This window comes from Micromonospora sp. NPDC050495, assembly GCF_040655175.1.
Taxonomy (GTDB): Bacteria; Actinomycetota; Actinomycetes; order Mycobacteriales; family Micromonosporaceae; genus Micromonospora.
This window is the reverse complement of sequence record NZ_JBFAJK010000001.1, coordinates 430,973-446,636: the sequence shown is the minus strand read 5'-3', so window position 1 is coordinate 446,636 and position 15,664 is coordinate 430,973. Positions and strand designations below refer to the sequence as shown.

The 15,664-nt window shown below is 73.0% G+C and carries 13 protein-coding genes and 1 pseudogene; 4 read left to right on the top strand and 10 right to left on the bottom strand.

Annotated features, from left to right (window positions below):
• Nucleotides 1-117: 117 nt before the first annotated feature.
• Nucleotides 118-1,425 carry a D-arabinono-1,4-lactone oxidase gene (locus AB0I11_RS02155; protein ID WP_357309206.1) on the top strand — a complete coding sequence of 436 codons (1,308 nt, stop codon included), beginning with the start codon at nt 118-120 and terminating at the stop codon, nt 1,423-1,425.
• 66 nt (nt 1,426-1,491) lie between these two features.
• On the opposite strand, the gene AB0I11_RS02150 is transcribed toward AB0I11_RS02155, so the two are convergent.
• The 7 genes from AB0I11_RS02150 to AB0I11_RS02120 form a co-directional block, all read right to left on the bottom strand.
• Nucleotides 1,492-2,412 carry a DUF559 domain-containing protein gene (locus AB0I11_RS02150; RefSeq protein WP_357309203.1) on the bottom strand — a complete coding sequence of 307 codons (921 nt, stop codon included), beginning with the start codon at nt 2,410-2,412 and terminating at the stop codon, nt 1,492-1,494.
• 142 nt (nt 2,413-2,554) lie between these two features.
• Complete coding sequence (gene topA / locus AB0I11_RS02145) at nt 2,555-5,383, bottom strand: type I DNA topoisomerase (RefSeq protein WP_357310224.1); 2,829 nt, start codon at nt 5,381-5,383, stop codon at nt 2,555-2,557.
• 318 nt (nt 5,384-5,701) lie between these two features.
• Nucleotides 5,702-6,316 carry a hypothetical protein gene (locus AB0I11_RS02140; protein ID WP_357309200.1) on the bottom strand — a complete coding sequence of 205 codons (615 nt, stop codon included), beginning with the start codon at nt 6,314-6,316 and terminating at the stop codon, nt 5,702-5,704.
• A complete protein-coding gene (locus tag AB0I11_RS02135; protein ID WP_357309197.1) occupies nt 6,307-6,846 on the bottom strand; it encodes a hypothetical protein in 540 nt (179 codons plus the stop codon). The genes AB0I11_RS02140 and AB0I11_RS02135 overlap by 10 nt, the downstream gene beginning before the upstream one ends.
• A 121-nt stretch (nt 6,847-6,967) precedes the next feature.
• The gene (locus tag AB0I11_RS02130; protein WP_357309194.1) at nt 6,968-9,316 is read right to left on the bottom strand and encodes a sodium-translocating pyrophosphatase; all 2,349 of its coding nucleotides are present in this window, start codon (nt 9,314-9,316) and stop codon (nt 6,968-6,970) included.
• 316 nt (nt 9,317-9,632) lie between these two features.
• Nucleotides 9,633-10,067 carry an ATP-binding protein gene (locus tag AB0I11_RS02125; protein ID WP_046565836.1) on the bottom strand — a complete coding sequence of 145 codons (435 nt, stop codon included), beginning with the start codon at nt 10,065-10,067 and terminating at the stop codon, nt 9,633-9,635.
• On the bottom strand, nt 10,067-10,423 hold the full coding sequence (locus AB0I11_RS02120; RefSeq protein WP_357309191.1) for an STAS domain-containing protein: 357 nt from the start codon (nt 10,421-10,423) through the stop codon (nt 10,067-10,069). Before AB0I11_RS02120 ends, AB0I11_RS02125 begins: the two co-directional genes overlap by 1 nt.
• Before the next feature lie 47 nt (nt 10,424-10,470).
• Between AB0I11_RS02120 and AB0I11_RS02115 the strand changes: the two are divergent.
• From AB0I11_RS02115 to AB0I11_RS02105, 3 genes and pseudogenes are all read left to right on the top strand, one after another.
• Nucleotides 10,471-13,005 (top strand): annotated as a pseudogene (locus AB0I11_RS02115) (DEAD/DEAH box helicase); the annotation flags it as partial.
• Nucleotides 13,006-13,662: 657 nt separating this feature from the next.
• Nucleotides 13,663-13,869: a hypothetical protein gene (locus tag AB0I11_RS02110; RefSeq protein ID WP_357309188.1), complete on the top strand. Its 207-nt coding sequence runs from the start codon at nt 13,663-13,665 to the stop codon at nt 13,867-13,869.
• A 138-nt stretch (nt 13,870-14,007) separates the two neighbouring features.
• Nucleotides 14,008-14,586: a hypothetical protein gene (locus tag AB0I11_RS02105; protein ID WP_357309185.1), complete on the top strand. Its 579-nt coding sequence runs from the start codon at nt 14,008-14,010 to the stop codon at nt 14,584-14,586.
• A 102-nt stretch (nt 14,587-14,688) separates the two neighbouring features.
• On the opposite strand, the gene AB0I11_RS02100 is transcribed toward AB0I11_RS02105, so the two are convergent.
• From AB0I11_RS02100 to AB0I11_RS02090, 3 genes are all read right to left on the bottom strand, one after another.
• Nucleotides 14,689-15,087, bottom strand: coding sequence for an Rv3654c family TadE-like protein (locus tag AB0I11_RS02100; RefSeq protein WP_357309182.1), 399 nt, complete (start codon nt 15,085-15,087; stop codon nt 14,689-14,691).
• Nucleotides 15,084-15,401 carry a TadE family type IV pilus minor pilin gene (locus AB0I11_RS02095; RefSeq protein WP_357310213.1) on the bottom strand — a complete coding sequence of 106 codons (318 nt, stop codon included), beginning with the start codon at nt 15,399-15,401 and terminating at the stop codon, nt 15,084-15,086. The genes AB0I11_RS02100 and AB0I11_RS02095 overlap by 4 nt, the downstream gene beginning before the upstream one ends.
• 80 nt (nt 15,402-15,481) lie before the next feature.
• Complete coding sequence (locus AB0I11_RS02090; RefSeq protein ID WP_013283643.1) at nt 15,482-15,649, bottom strand: DUF4244 domain-containing protein; 168 nt, start codon at nt 15,647-15,649, stop codon at nt 15,482-15,484.
• Nucleotides 15,650-15,664: the final 15 nt, after the last annotated feature.

Sequence of the window (15,664 nt, the reverse complement as noted above, 5' to 3'; positions counted from 1 at the left end):
ATATCTGCACGTCACCAGACTGTGACTACCGGTACAACGAGCGGGCAACGATTGCGGTATTTACCAGGTACAACGTTCCTGATATGAAGTCAGTTCATATTCACCTCGAGGAGCGCCATGTCGGCAACCCCAGCCGCCTGGTCCAACTGGGCCGGCAACCAGAGCAGCACCGCCGCCCTCGTCGTCCGCCCCCGCACCGTCGAGGAGGTGGCCACGGCGATCCGGGCCGCCGCCGACGCCGGCCGGACGATCCGGGCGGTGGGCAGCGGCCACTCGTTCACCGCGACGGCGCTGACCGACGGGCACCGGCTCGACCTCGCCGACCTGGACACCGGCGTCCGCGTCGACACCGCCCGCCGCCTGGTCACCGTGCCGGCCGGGATGACCCTGCACACCCTGAACGAGCTGCTCGCCTCGCACGGACTCGCTCTACCCAATCTCGGCGACATCGACGCGCAGACGGTAGCGGGGGCGCTCTCCACCGGCACCCACGGCACCGGGGCGAAGCTCGGCTGCCTCTCCACCTTCGTGGTGGCGCTGACCCTGGTCACCGGCACCGGCGAGGTGCTGCGCTGCTCCGCCGACGAGCACCCGGACGTCTTCGCCGCCGCCCGGGTCGGGCTCGGCGCGGTCGGCGTGCTGGTCGAGCTGACCCTGCGCTGCGTCGACGCGTTCACCCTGCGGGCCCACGAGCGACCGGCCTCGCTGGACGCGGTCCTGGCCGACCTGCCGTCCCTCGTCCCGGCCCACGACCACGTCGAGTTCTACTGGTTCCCGTACACCGCCCGGGTGCAGGTCAAGACCAACGACCGGGTACCCGCCGACGACCGGCCGCTGCCCCGCTGGCGCGGCTGGCTGGACGACGAGTTCCTGGCCAACACCGTGTTCGCCGGCGCCTGCCGGCTCGGCCGGGCCGTCCCGGCGCTGGCACCCGGGATCAGCGCCGTCTCCGCCCGGGCCCTCACCGAACGCACCTACACCGGCCGCTCCGACCGGGTCTTCTGCACCCCGCGCCGGGTCCGCTTCGTGGAGATGGAGTACGGCCTGCCGCGCGCCGCGCTGCCCGAGGCACTGACCGCGCTGCGGCGCATCGTCGACGGCCTGCCGTTCAAGGTGCTCTTCCCGGTGGAGGTGCGGTTCACCGCCGCCGACGACATCTGGCTCTCGCACGGCTACGGGCGGGACTCCGCGTACCTCGCCATCCACCAGTACGTCGGGATGCCCTACGAGCCGTACTTCCAGGCGTTCGAGAAGGTCGCTGCGGACCTGGGCGGCCGGCCGCACTGGGGCAAGCTGCACTGGCGCGACGCCGCGTCGCTCGCCCCCGCGTACCCGAGGTTCGCCGACTTCCTGTCGGTCCGAGACCGCCTCGACCCCCACCGCCGCTTCACCAACCCCTACCTCGACCGCGTCCTCGGCTCCTGAAGATCTTGGAAAGAAGCGGCCCCTGGAGGGGCCAGTTTCTTCCAAGATCTCCTCGGGACGTCGCACTCAGCCGGGCCAGCCGGCCGCCCGGAGGGCGGTGCGGAGCTGAGTGAGCACCTGGTCCGGGTGGGCGCGGAGGGCCCAGGCGGGGAACCGGAGGAACCGGTCACCCTCCAGCCAGAGGTCGTTCTGCCGGCGCATGTCCGCCCAGGCGTGGGCCGGGTCGAGGTGCTGACCGCCGTCGACCTCGACGTGCACCCGCCACTCCTCGAAGTACGCGTCCAGGTAGCGACGCCGGCCGGCCGCGTCCCGGCGCACCTTCTGCCGGCTCGGCTCGGGTAGCCCGGCGCGCCGGACCAACCGCAGGAAGTCGAGCTCATTCAGGGAGTGCGCCCCGCCTGCGGCATCCGAGGCGGTGGCCAGGATCAGCCGACGACGCCGGAGCCGCGGCATCCGGTCGAGGACCTCGTGCACCTCGTCGCCGCCGACCAGCCGCTGTTGAAATGCCGCCGCGATCATCGCCCTGGCCTCCGCGTCGGTGCTCGCCCACTGCGCCGCGTCAACCACCGACCGGGCCACCACCGTACGGGGCGGCTGACCGATGGCCAGCACATCCCGGTCCGGTAGCCGGGTCGTGCGGTGGGCCAGCACACCCGGCGGCAGCACCGTCCGGCGGCAGGTGGCCGGCAGCAGGAGATGCACCACCCGGCCGGGGAAGCCACGGAGGCCGCCCGCCTGGGCCACGCTCAGCCCGCCGAGCAGGGCGGCCGGACCCGCGGCGAGGATGGCGATCCAGCGCACCTGGGCCGGGCCGATCGGACCGTTGTGGGCGACGAAGACGGCCCGGTGTGCCTGTCGCCAGCGGCCGGTCGCCACCCGGTGCCGGATCGCCTTGCGGGACAGATACCGCGACGCCTGCCCGAGGCTGATCACGTCCTCCTGCCGGAACAGCAGCCAGGTCAGCTCGTCTGCGTCGTCCGCCGGCAACGCCCGCCCACTCCCGCGTGCCCACGCTCCTACGCTGCCGCCGCCGGCGGCCCCGCCGCAGCCCCTGTGGACAGAGCAGAGATCGTGGAAGGACGTGGCCCCTCCGGGGGCCGTTTCCCTCCAAGATCTCGTGCGGCCGGGGTTACTCCGTTGAGCTGGTGGCCTTGCGGGGGGTGGTTTTCTTGGGCGTACCGGTCTTGGCGGTGGTGGTCTTCTTCGCGGCCGTGGACTTGGCGGCGGCGGTCTTCTTCGCCGCCGTCTTCTTCGCCGGGGCCGCCTTCTTCGCCGCCGCCTTCTTCGCCGGGGCCGCCTTCTTCTTCGGCGCCGGACCCTTCGCCCGCTTCTCGGCGAGCATCTCGGAGGCCTCCTCCAGGGTCAGCGCCTCCGGGGTCTGCGCGCGCCGCAGCGACGCGTTCGTCTCGCCGTCGGTCACGTACGGGCCGAACCGGCCGTCCTTGATCACCAGCGGCTTCTCGGTGAGCGGGTCGTTGCCCATCTCCCGCAGCGGCGGCGCCGCGGCCCGGCGCTGGCGCGCCTTCGGGGCGGCCAGCAGGGCGAGCGCCTCGTCCAGCGTGACGGTGAACATCTTGTCTTCCGAGTCCAGCGAGCGGAACTCGTCACCGCGCTTGACGTACGGGCCGTAGCGGCCGTTGTTGGCGAACACCTCGGCCCCGTCGGGTGCCACGCCGATCAGCCGGGGCAGGCTGAGCAGCTTCAACGCCTCGTCGAAGGTGAGCGTGTCCGGCGACTGCGAGCGCAGCAGCGAGGACTTCCGCTCGCCACTGGCCACGTACGGGCCGAACCGGCCGGACTTGAGCACGATCGGCTCGCCGGTGGCCGGGTCGTCACCGAGCTTGCGCTCACCCCCACCGCCGAGGAACAGCTCGTGCACCTTCTCCGGGGTCAGCTCGTCGGGCGCCAGCCCTTCGGGGATCGGCGCCCGGTCGCCCTGGCCGCCGCCTTCCTCGCCCTCGCCGGTGGGCCCGGGCTGCTCGCCCGGCAGCGCCCGCTGCAGGTACGGCCCGTAGCGGCCGACCCGGACGACGACCTCGCGCCCGTCCTCGTCGGTGAAGAGCGGGATCGAGTTGACGCTGCGCGCGTCGATGTCGCTGAGGTTCTCGGTGACCAGCTTCTTCAGGCCACCGGCGTGGGCGATCGCCTGGTCGCCGGTGCCGTTGGTGCTGCCGAAGTAGAAGGAGGTGAGGAAGTCGACCGCGGCGTGGTCACCGCCGGCGATCTCGTCCAGCTCGTTCTCCATGCTCGCGGTGAAGTCGTAGTCGATCAGGCGCGGGTAGTGCCGCTCCATCAGCCCGATCACCGCGAACGCCAGGAACGACGGGATCATGGCCTGGCCGCGCTTCACCACGTAGCCGCGGTCCTGGATGGTCTGCATGATCGACGCGTACGTGGAGGGGCGGCCGATGCCCAGCTCCTCCAGCGCCTTGACCAGCGACGCCTCGGTGTAGCGGGCCGGCGGCTGGGTGTGGTGGCCCTGCGCGGCCAGCTCGTCGGCGGTCAGCGGCTGGTCCTTGACCAGCGTGGGCAGCCGCCGCTCGGCGTCCTCGGCCTCGGCGTTCTCGTCGTCGCTGGACTCGACGTACGCGCGCAGGAAGCCCGGGTCGGTGATGGTCTTGCCGGTCGCGCCGAAGTCGGCCTCCTCCTGGGCGGAGGAGACGGCGCGGATCCGCACCGAGACGCTGGAGCCGACCGCGTCGGTCATCTGCGAGGCGATGGTGCGCCGCCAGATCAGCTCGTAGAGCTTGAACTCCTCGGCGGAAAGCTCCTTGGCCACCTCGCCCGGGGTGCGGAAGTTGTCCCCGGCGGGGCGGATCGCCTCGTGCGCCTCCTGCGCGTTCTTCACCTTGCCGGTGTAGCGGCGCGGCTCCGGCGGCACGCTGCGCTCGCCGTACAGCTCGACGATCTGCCGGCGGGCCGCCGAGATGGCGGTCTCCGACAGGTTCACCGAGTCGGTACGCATGTAGGTGATGTAGCCGTTCTCGTAGAGCCGCTGCGCGGTACGCATCGTCTGCTGCGACGACAACCGCAGCTTGCGGGCCGCCTCCTGCTGGAGGGTGGAGGTGATGAACGGCGCGTACGGCCGGCGGCGGTAGGGCTTCTCCTCGACCCGGGTGACGGTGAACGGCCGCCCCTCGAGGCGGGCGACGAGCCCGCGGGCCCCGCCGGAGTCCAGGTGCACCACGCCCGCGCCGGGCCGGACCCGGCCGGTGGTCGGCTCGAAGTCCTTGCCGGTGGCGATCCGGTCGCCGTTCAGCGCGATCAGGGTGGCGTTGAAGGTGCGCGGGCCCTCGCCCGGCTTCGCCACCGCCAGGGTGGCCAGGATGTCCCAGTACTCGGCGGTGCGGAAGGCCATCCGCTGCCGTTCCCGCTCCACCACGATCCGGGTCGCCACGGACTGCACCCGGCCCGCCGAGAGCTTCGGCATGACCTTCTTCCACAGCACCGGGGAGACCTCGTAGCCGTAGAGCCGGTCCAGGATGCGCCGGGCCTCCTGCGCGTCGACCAGGTCACGGTCGATCTCGCGCGGGTTGGCGACCGCGGCCTGGATGGCCGGCTTGGTGATCTCGTGGAAGACCATCCGCTTGACCGGCACCTTGGGCTTGAGGGTCTCCACCAGGTGCCAGGCGATCGCCTCGCCCTCGCGGTCCTCGTCCGTCGCCAGGAAGATCTCGTCGACCTCCTTGGCCAGCTTCACCAGCTTGCTGATCTGCTGCTTGCGGTCGGCGGAGACGACGTAGAGCGCGTGGAAGCCGTTGTCCACGTCCACGCCGAGCCGCGCCCACGGCTCACCCTTGTACTTGGCCGGCACGTCGGCGGCGTTGCGGGGCAGGTCGCGGACGTGACCGAAGCTGGCCTCCACGACATACCCCGGGCCGAGGTAGCCCGAGATCGTCTTGGCCTTCGCCGGCGACTCGACGATGACCAGACGGGTGGTTCCAGCGTTGCTCGGCACGTCTCTCTCCGACCTCACTCCTGCTCCATGCCCGTTTCCGGCCGTGTTGCACCGGCCGGACCGTCGGCGGTCCGGATGTCCAACGTAACGCGCCGTCCGGCTCGCGGGTTTCGAGGGCGGCAAACGATCACTGGGTGGCGGCCACCGGTGACCGCCACCGGACGGCGCCACCGTACACCGTGGGTAGGGCACCGAGCGGGTGACTGTGACGATCACACGCCCCACGGCCGACCATCTTCGCGCCGTTTTCCCGGGCCGACCACCGGCCGGAGGTGTCCGGGATCGGACAGCCGGTGCGATTGCGCCTGGCCCGGCCGGTCAGGCCGGCGGGCCGGGCCAGTCGGCGGGCGGCGCCGCGGGCGGGCGGTCGCCCACCAGCTCCGCCAGCCGGGCCAACCGCCGTCGGCCGGCGATCCGGTACGCCGGGCCGCCCTCGCCCGGCTCCACGAACGCGCCCGGCAGGCCCACCGCGGCCAGCGCGGCCCGGACCGCCGGCCAGCAGTCCTCGTCGGCGGCGCCGAGCCGGAGCAGGAAGCCGGCCGGGTCGGCGGCCCCCGCGGCGGCCAGCCAGAGCCGCAGCCGCCGCCCGTTGAGGTGGAACCCGGCCGGGGGCCGCTTCACCGTGCCGCGCAGCAGCCAGGCCCGGGCGAGCGGGGCGAGCGTCGTCGCGTACGCGGTGCGGACCAGGTGCCGCCCGTCCCCGGTCGGGGCCCAGCTCGCCGGCACCCCGCGGGCGCCGAACTCGGCCACCAGCACGTGCACCCGCCAGGCGGCGTCCACCACCACGGAGATCCGGGCGGTGCCACCCATCCGCACCACCTCGCCCGGCCCGGCCAGCAGACCGGCCAGATCGGGCAGGACCGGGTCGGCCGCCTCGGTGGAGAAGAGTGAGGGCTGCCGGACCGGATGCGGGGAAGGTGGCGTCAGCGACACTCCGGGACCTCGTCGAAGGCCTCTTTGAGCTCGGTCGAATTGAGCTGGCTGGTGTCCAGCGCGCTCGCGTCGTACTCCCGGTTGAGGGTGTCCACCGCGGCGCGGACGCCGGCGTAGAACGGCCCGGCCTGGCTGGTGTCCAGCTTGTCGATGGTGTCCCGGGCCCGGCCGTACGCGTCGCGCATCTTGCTCAGCGAGGCGCGGAAGCCGGCGGAGATCTCCGCGCCGTGGTCGGTCTCCGGCACGCCGGCCTCCTCTACCTTGCGTCGGGCGGTCTCGCTGGCCTGCTCGGCCCCGGCGAAGAGCCGGACCAGGTTCTCCTTGGCCTGCGCCGGGGTGGTCTGCGCGGTCATCTGCTGCTGGGTGCTGCTGGTCAGCTTGTTGATCTCCGCGCGCCACGGGGTGAGCGCCTGGCAGACCGAGGTGGCCCAGGCCCGCGGGCTGGGGCCGCCGCAGCCGGCGACGAGGACGCTGAGCGTGGCCAGGACCACCGTGAGCTTTCCGGCGGTTGCCGCCCGGCACGTACGCATGCGAAGCAGCGTACGGCCTCCGGGTGGAAGTGCCACCGGTCAGGTTTCCGGCCCGGGACCGCCGACGGGCGGGGCTCCCGGCCGGCGCGGAACGCCGGCCGGGAGCCGTTGCCGTGCCGGGTCAGGCGTTGACCCGCTCCGGGTGCTGGTCCGGGCTGCCGGCGTCGGTGCCGGACTCGGCCATCGCGATGCCCTTGCGCTTGCTGAACACCACGGCCGCCACGATGATCAGCGCCGCCACGATCGCGATCGCGAGGCGCAGCGGGGTGTTCCGGTCGTCGCCCACGCTCCAGGCCACCACGGCCGGGGCGATCAGCAGCGAGACCAGGTTCATCACCTTGATCAGCGGGTTGATCGCCGGGCCGGCGGTGTCCTTGAACGGGTCACCGACGGTGTCGCCGATGACGGTCGCGGCGTGCGACTCGGAGCCCTTGCCGCCGTACGCGCCGTCCTCGACCAGCTTCTTCGCGTTGTCCCAGGCGCCACCGGAGTTGGCCAGGAAGACCGCCATCAGGGTGCCCGCGCCGATCGCACCGGCCAGGTAGGACGCCAGCGCGCCCGGGCCGAGGCCGAAGCCGACCGCGATCGGGGCCAGGATGGCCAGCAGGCCGGGGGTCATCAGCTCGCGCTGCGCGTCCCGGGTGCAGATGTCGACGACCTTGCCGTACTCGGGCCGCTGGGTGCGGTCCATGATGCCGGGCAGCTCACGGAACTGCCGGCGGACCTCCATCACCACGGCGCCGGCCGAGCGGGAGACCGCGTTGATGGCCAGGCCGGAGAAGAGGAAGACCACCGCGGCGCCGATGATCAGGCCGACCAGGTTGCGCGGGTTGGCCACGTTCAGCGAGTTGAGGATCTCGGCAGCGGCGTCGGCCACACCCGCGTCCTCGTACGAGGCGCGCAGCGTGTCGGTGTACGAGCCGAACAGCGCGGTCGCGGCGAGCACCGCGGTGGCGATCGCGATGCCCTTGGTGATCGCCTTGGTGGTGTTGCCGACCGCGTCCAGCTCGGTCAGCGTCCGCGCGCCGTGCTCGTCGATGTCGCCGGACATCTCGGCGATGCCCTGCGCGTTGTCGGAGATCGGGCCGAAGGTGTCCATGGCGACGATGACGCCGACGGTGGTGAGCAGGCCGGTGCCGGCCAGCGCCACCGCGAACAGCGACAGGGTGATGGAGCTGCCGCCGAGCAGGAACGCGCCGAACACGCCGGCACCGATCAGCAGCGCCGAGTAGACGGCCGACTCCAGGCCGACGCTGATGCCGGCGAGGATGACGGTGGCCGCGCCGGTCTGCGAGCTCTTGCCGATGTCCTGCACGGGGCGCCGGTTGGTCTCGGTGAAGTAGCCGGTGAGCGCCTGGATCGCGGCGGCCAGCACGATGCCGATCACCACCGCGCCGATGGCCACCAGCCGGGGGTTGCCCGAGGCGTCGGTCAGCCCGCTGTCGAACTCGCCGAAGGTCGCCGGCAGGTAGGCGAACGCGGCGATCGAGACCAGCACCGCGGCGATCACCGCGGAGAGGTAGAAGGCCCGGTTGATCGCGGTGAGGCCGTTGCGGTCGCTGGGGCGCAGTCGGGTGATGAAGACGCCGACGATCGCGACCAGCACGCCGATGGTGGAGATGATCAGGGGGAAGACCAGGCCGTCCTCGCCGAACGCGGCGCGGCCCAGGATCAGCGCGGCGACCAGGGTGACCGCGTACGACTCGAAGAGGTCGGCGGCCATGCCGGCGCAGTCACCGACGTTGTCGCCGACGTTGTCGGCGATGGTGGCGGCGTTGCGCGGATCGTCCTCGGGGATGCCCTGCTCGACCTTGCCGACCAGGTCGGCGCCGACGTCGGCGGCCTTGGTGAAGATGCCGCCGCCGACCCGCATGAACATGGCGAGCAGCGCGGCGCCGAAGCCGAAGCCCTCCAGCACGGTGGGCGCGTCACCCCGGAAGATCAGCACGACCAGCGCCGCGCCGAACAGGCCGAGGCCGACGGTGAGGAAGCCGACCACCCCACCGGTACGGAAGGCGATCTTCATGGCGCCCTCACGCCCGCCTTCCCGCTCCCGGGCGGCCGCGGCCACCCGCAGGTTGGCGCGGGTGGCCAGCCACATGCCGGCGCCACCGATGAACGCGCTGAACCCGGCGCCCACCACGAAGAACGCCGAGCGGCCGATCTTCACCAGGGTCTCGTTGCCGTCGGTGTCGTGCACCGGCAGCAGGAACAGCAGCACGACGGCGACGACCACGAAGATCGCCAGGGTACGGAACTGCCGCAGCAGGTACGCGGACGCGCCCTCCTGCACCGCCCCGGAAATCTCCTGCATGTTGGTGGTGCCCTTACCGGCTGCCAGCACCGCCCTGGTCAGGGTGGCGGCGAAGACGAGCGCCACCAGCGCGATGACCGCGGCGATGACGACATACGTCACGTTGGCTCCGGTAAGGGACAGTGCGCCGCCGTCGGCGGCCAAGGTCCCGGACATCTATGTCCTCCTGTACCGAACACTCGCGCCGGCCCATGGAGACGCACGGACCGACGCCTGGAATGCGGACTCGCAAGCGTGCGCCAACCCACTCCGGCGGACCAGCGATAAACACCCATTCCCGCTGGCTGCGGGACAGGTCACTTGCTGACAACTCGCGTACTGTAGCCCTCCGACGTGTTGAGGGTCACAGCGAGGTGGCACCCGGTCTCGATGATCTTCGTCGCTGTGCTATACGAAAAAATCTGATATATGGGGCGACCAGCACGACGAGGCCGCGCTCCCCTCGGGGAACGCGGCCTCTGCCGTCCTCAGCTCAGCGGCGGACCGGCCACACCATCCGGACCTCGGTGCCCACGCCCTCCTCCACCGGGCGCACCTGGAGGTCCTCGACGAAGCCGGCGAGCAGCGCGAACCCGACGCCGGTGGTCAGCGCGTCCTCGCTCAGCGACTCCTGGGCCAACTCGTCCGGGGCCAGCGCGGCAAGCCCGATGCCCGCCTCGATCGGGGCCCGGTCCACCACCCGCACCGTGTACGCGCCGCTGTCCGACATCTCCACGTACACCGGGTCGGGCAGCCCGTACTGCCGGTGCAGGGCGACCGCCCGGGTGCACGCCTCACCGATGGCCAGACGCACCTCGTCGAGCAGGTCCTCGCGTACCCCCGCCCGCCGGGCGACCGCGACACCGACCAGGCGGGCGGTCCGCACGTGCACCGGCGCCGGCGAGAAGGAGAGCTTGACGGTCGCCATCACGCGCTGGCACCGGTCGGGTCGGCGCTGATCGCCGCGTCGACCGTCGGGTGCAGCGGGAAGACCTGGTCCAGTGCGGTGATCCGGAAGATCTTGAGCAGCGGCTCCTTGTCGCAGACCAGGGCGAACGAGCCACCGGCCGAGCGCAGCCGCTTGAGCGCCCCGACCAGCACGCCGAGGCCGGTCGAGTCGAGGAAGTCCACCCGGCCCAGGTCGACCACGACCCGGCGGGCCCCGCCGTCGATCAGTTCGAGGAGCCGTTCCCGCAGGCGCGGCGCGGTGTAGACGTCCACCTCACCGCCGACCTCGAGCACCGTGTGCTCCCCCACGGTGCGGGTCGCCAGCGACAGCTCCATCGGTCCCTCCTCGGTAAGCTCTCCTGGGCATCTAACCATCCCCGCACGTGGCCCCTTCGGGTCACCGGCGGTGGCTCTCCCATACCCAGGGCCCCGGGTTCCCAATTCCGAACACCAGTGCGAGAGTGCAGGACGTGACGTTCGACGAGTCCAGCTCGGCGCCGCCGGTCGCCGACCGGACGGCGTCGTCCACCGTCCCCGCGCCGCCGGTCGCCGGCCGGGAGGCGTCGTCCACCGGCCCCGGGCCGGGGCGTGCCGGCCGCCCGCCGGCCGAGCTGCTGCGCCGGCTCCGGCTCCGGCACGCCACCGACCCGGTCACCCACGTCGAGCGGGTGCCGGCCCGCGTCGGGGAGCCCGCGCCGTGGCCCGACTGGGCGCCGGCGGAGCTGCGGGCGGCGTTCGCCGGGCGCGGCGTGGTCGCCCCGTGGCGGCACCAGGCCGAGGCCGCCGAGCTGGCGTACGCGGGCCAGCACGTCGTGGTGGCCACCGGGACGGCGTCCGGCAAGTCGCTGGCGTACCAGCTGCCGGCGCTGGCCACGCTGCTCGCCGACCCGCGCGCCACGGTGCTCTACCTGGCCCCGACCAAGGCGCTCGCCGCCGACCAGCTACGCGCCGTCGCCGGCCTGGAACTCGACGGGGTACGCCCCGCCACCTACGACGGGGACACCCCCCGTGCCGAACGCGATTGGATCCGCCGGCACTCCCGGTTCGTGCTGACCAACCCCGACATGCTGCACCACGGCATCCTGCCCGGGCACGCGCACTGGTCGGGCTTCCTGCGCCGGCTCGCCTACGTGGTGGTCGACGAGTGCCACACCTACCGCGGGGTGTTCGGCTCACACGTGGCGCACGTGCTGCGGCGGCTGCGCCGGCAGTGCGCCCGCTACGGGCGGCCCCCCGGTCAGGCGCTCGCCGGCCCGCCCAGCACCCCGGTCTTCGTGCTGGCCTCGGCCACCTCGGGCGACCCGGCGACGGCGGCCGGGCGGCTCACCGGCCTGCCGGTCGCGGCCGTCACCGAGGACACCTCGCCGCGCGGCGGGGTGACCTTCGCGCTCTGGGAGCCGCCGCTGCTGCCCCCGCCCTCCGCTGACGAGGAGGTCGCCGACCTGGCGTCCGTCCGGCGGTCGGCGCTGCGGGAGACCGCCGACCTGCTGACCGACAGCGTCGTCGAGGGGGTACGCACGCTCGCCTTCGTCCGGTCCCGGCGCGGCGCCGAGGTGGTCGCCGCCAACGCGCGGCGGGCGCTCGACGAGGCGGTGCCCGGGCTCGGTGACCGGGTGGCCGCCTACCGGGCCGGCTACCTGCGCGAGGAGCGGCGCGAACTGGAACGCGCGCTGCTCCACGGCGACCTGCTCGGGCTCGCCTCCACCAACGCGCTCGAACTCGGCGTCGACCTGGTCGGGCTGGACGCCGTACTGATCTGCGGCTGGCCGGGCACCCGGGCGTCGCTCTGGCAGCAGGCCGGCCGGGCCGGCCGCTCCGGCGACGAGGCGCTCGCGGTGCTGGTGGCCCGGGACGACCCGCTCGACACCTACCTGGTGCACCATCCGGAAGCGCTGTTCGGGCGGCCCGTCGAGGCGACCGTGCTCGACCCGGCCAACCCGTACGTGCTCGCCCCGCAACTGGCCTGCGCCGCGCACGAGGCCCCACTCACCCCCGCCGACCTGGAACTCTTCGGCGAGGGCGCGAAGGAGGCGGTCGACTCGCTGGTCGAGGCGGGCGCCCTGCGCCAGCGGCCCACCGGCTGGTACTGGCGGCACCGGGAACGTCCCGAGGTCGACCTGCGCGGTGAGGGCGGAGCCCCGGTCTGCGTGGTGGAGGAGTCCACCGGACGGCTGCTCGGCACCGTCGACGGCGGCTCCGCGCACTTCCTGCTCCACACCGGCGCGGTCTACCTGCACCAGGGCGTCTCGTACGTGGTCGACTCGCTGGACCTGGCCGACGGGTGCGCGCTGGTGCACGCCGAGGAGCCGGACTGGTCCACCCACGCCCGGGACGTCACCTCGCTGTCGGTGGTGTCCGTCCGGTCGTACGTGGACGCCGGCCCGGTCGGGCTCTTCCTCGGCGAGGTGGACGTGACCAGCCAGGTGGTGTCGTACCAGCGGCGGCGGATCGCCACCGGCGAGGTGATCGACACCCGGCCGCTGGACCTGCCGGCGCGGGAACTGCGCACCGTCGCGGTCTGGTTCACCCTCTCCCCGGAGTCGCTGGCGCTCGCCGGCGTCGAGGCGGCCGACATCCCGGGCGCGTTGCACGCCGCCGAGCACGCCGGGATCGGCCTGCTGCCGCTGATGGCGACCTGCGACCGCTGGGACATCGGCGGCCTCTCCACCGCCCTGCACCCGGACACCGAGGCCCCCACCGTCTTCGTGTACGACGGCCACTCCGGCGGCGCCGGCTTCGCCGAGCGGGCGTACGCGACGGCGGCGGGATGGCTGCGGGCCACCCGGGACGCCATCGCCGAGTGTGGCTGCGAGTCGGGGTGCCCCTCCTGCGTCCAGTCCCCGAAGTGCGGCAACGGCAACAACCCGCTCTCCAAGCCGGACGCCGTCAAGGTCCTCGACGTGGTCCTGGCCAACCTGGCCAAGGCCACTCCGGACGGCGCGACGGTCCCGGCCGCCGGCACCGGCGCGGAGGCTGCGGAGGTTGCGCCCGCGGAAGGCGGGGTTGCCGGTTCGGGCAGCGGGGTTGGCAGTTCGGGAAGTGGGACGGTCGGCTCGGTCGGCGGAGCGGTCGGCGGGGCGGTCGGCTCGGGAAGCGGGACGGTCGGCTCGGGCGGCGGAGCGGTCGGCTCGGGCGGCGGGGCGGTCGGCTCGGGCGGCGGGGCTTCGGCCGGCGCCGGTGGTGGTCGGGTGCTTCCTCGGCAGGACGAACGGGCGACCGAGCGAACGGCGCCCGAGTGAGCACGCCGCCTTCGGTGGGCTGAGGTAGCTGTCGTCGTATCCGTCACCCGGCCAAGCCGGGGTACCGGTGCCGCACACATTCGAGCGGTTGTCGCCGGCCGGGTGTCGGGGCGGTCGGGCCGGCCGAGTTGCCCGGCCTGAGCCCGCCAGGTGCGCGGGTGGTGTGGGTCGGAAGGGTGCTCGGGTCGGTCGGGGCGGCCGGGTGTCTGGGTGGTGGGATGCGTGGTTGAGCGGGTGATCGGGTGGGCATTGACGTATGGGAGCGCTTCCATGGCTTCCTGGCCGTGCTGGGCGCTCCCCGACCGAGCTGAGATTCTTCCCGCCGGAGGAGATGCCATGGCCGACACCATCGCCGAGACCGTCGACCTGCTCTACACGATCGACCAGGAGAACCTCACCCCCGACCAGCTGATCGCCCTGGGCAGCGCGATGGCCCACCTGGCCCAGGCGGAACGCCTGGAACAGATCAACGAGCGTCTGCGCGGCATCCACCAGGTGTTGAACTCCTGGGCGATGAAGGCCACGGTCGACGGCGTCCGCTGAGAGCGGCCGGCCGGCCGCGCGGACCGGTGGCGGGGCGGACGTCACGCGTCGCGCGGTGTGGACCGGTGGCGTGGCGGGGCGGACGTCGGGAGCCGGGCTGTGCGAGACTCCGGCGTTCGCCCCCTCTAAGGAGATCCCATGCAGCTCGACAGCCTGCAGACCCAGCATCAGTTCTTCATCCGGCAGCGGATCCGGATGATGGTCAACCAGTACGAGGTCCGCGCGGTCGCTCCGGACGGCACCGAGGGCCCGCTGCTCGCGTTCGCGCAGCAGAAGCGCCTCGCGTTCAAGGAGCAGGTGACCATCTACACCGACGACTCCAAGCAGTACCCGCTGCTCGGGTTCAAGGCCCGCCAGCGGCTCGACCTCGGCGCCACGTACGACGTGACCGACCACGCCGGCACCCCGATCGGCCTGTTCCGCAAAGACTTCGCCCAGTCGCTGCTGCGCTCGACGTGGCACGTCGAGCAGGCCGGCCTGCCGCAGATCACCGGGCAGGAGCGCAGCATGCCGGTGGCGCTGCTGCGGCGGTTCGTCGACTCGCTCTCCTGGCTGCCGTACCACTTCGACTTCGTCGCGGGCGGCCAGCCGGTGTTCTCGGTCATCAAGAAGTGGGGCCTGCGCGACCGCTACGTGGTGGAGATCCAGAGCCCGCACATCGACCGGCGTCTGGTGATCGCGATGGCCGTCGGCTTGGACGCCCTCCAGGGCCGCTGACCCGGCCGACATGATCCACCGCGGCCCGTCGGTGAACCGAGCCGACGTCACGTGACGGGGTCGGGGCGGACGTTCAGCACCGTCCAGCCCTGACCCCGCGGGTCAGCCGCGGATCGGGCCGGCCCGGGAGGTGACCGTGGCGGTACGGCGCAATCCGGGCAGCGGAGAAACCTCCACCTGTGCCGTGATCAGGACGTCGAGCCCGTCGAGCCGGCAGGCCATCAGTCGCCCACCGTTCGCCCTGGTCACCTCGCCGGCCCGGGCGCAGGCGACGACGTCCCCGTCCAGCACCTGGCCGGCGCCGGCCAGCGCGCCGAAGTCCGCCGCGACGCGGGCCTGCTGTCGCGCCAGCCGGGCGGCACCGACCGCCGCGCCGAAGAGCCCGATCAGCACGAAGACCAACCCGACCGCGAGCAGGCAGAGGGTTGCCCCACCCCGCTCCGCCGCCCGCCGGTCGAGCCCCGACCGGCGTGACCCCGACCAGGCAGCTCCATCCGTCATGGTCGTGGCCCCGGGTTGCCGGGTTCGACGACGGCCACCGCGGTGGCCGAGACGGTGAGCCGGGGCAGTCGTGCCCCGAGTGCCCGGACCGGGGCCCGGACCGTGGCGCTGACCTGCTCGCCCGCGACGCTGACCGAGACCTCGGCGCCGGCGGGGGCGTGCCGGGTCCCGGCGGCGGTGCCGGGCTCGCCCCGGGAGGCGGCGAGCGCCGCCTCCCGGGCCGCGTCGAGGCAGCCGGCCCGCGTGGTCACCGCGTCGACCGCGGTGAGGCCGGTGAGGAGCAGCAGCAGGAGCGCCGGCAGGCCGGCCGCCATCTCGGCGGTGAAGGAGCCCCGCTCCGCGTCGAACCGGGCCTGCCGTCCAGGGCGGACAGTCCCGGCCCACCGGCGTTCCGTCACTTCAGCGCCCGGTCGATGACGGCGGTGAGGGCGGACTGCACGTTGCCGGAGGTGAGCACCTTCAGCAGGATGCCGGCGAAGGCCACCGCGGCGAGGGTGCCGACCGCGTACTCGGCGGTGTTCATCCCGGCGTCACCGCGCAGGCGGGTGAGGAGTTTGCGCATGTCGTACTCCTTGTC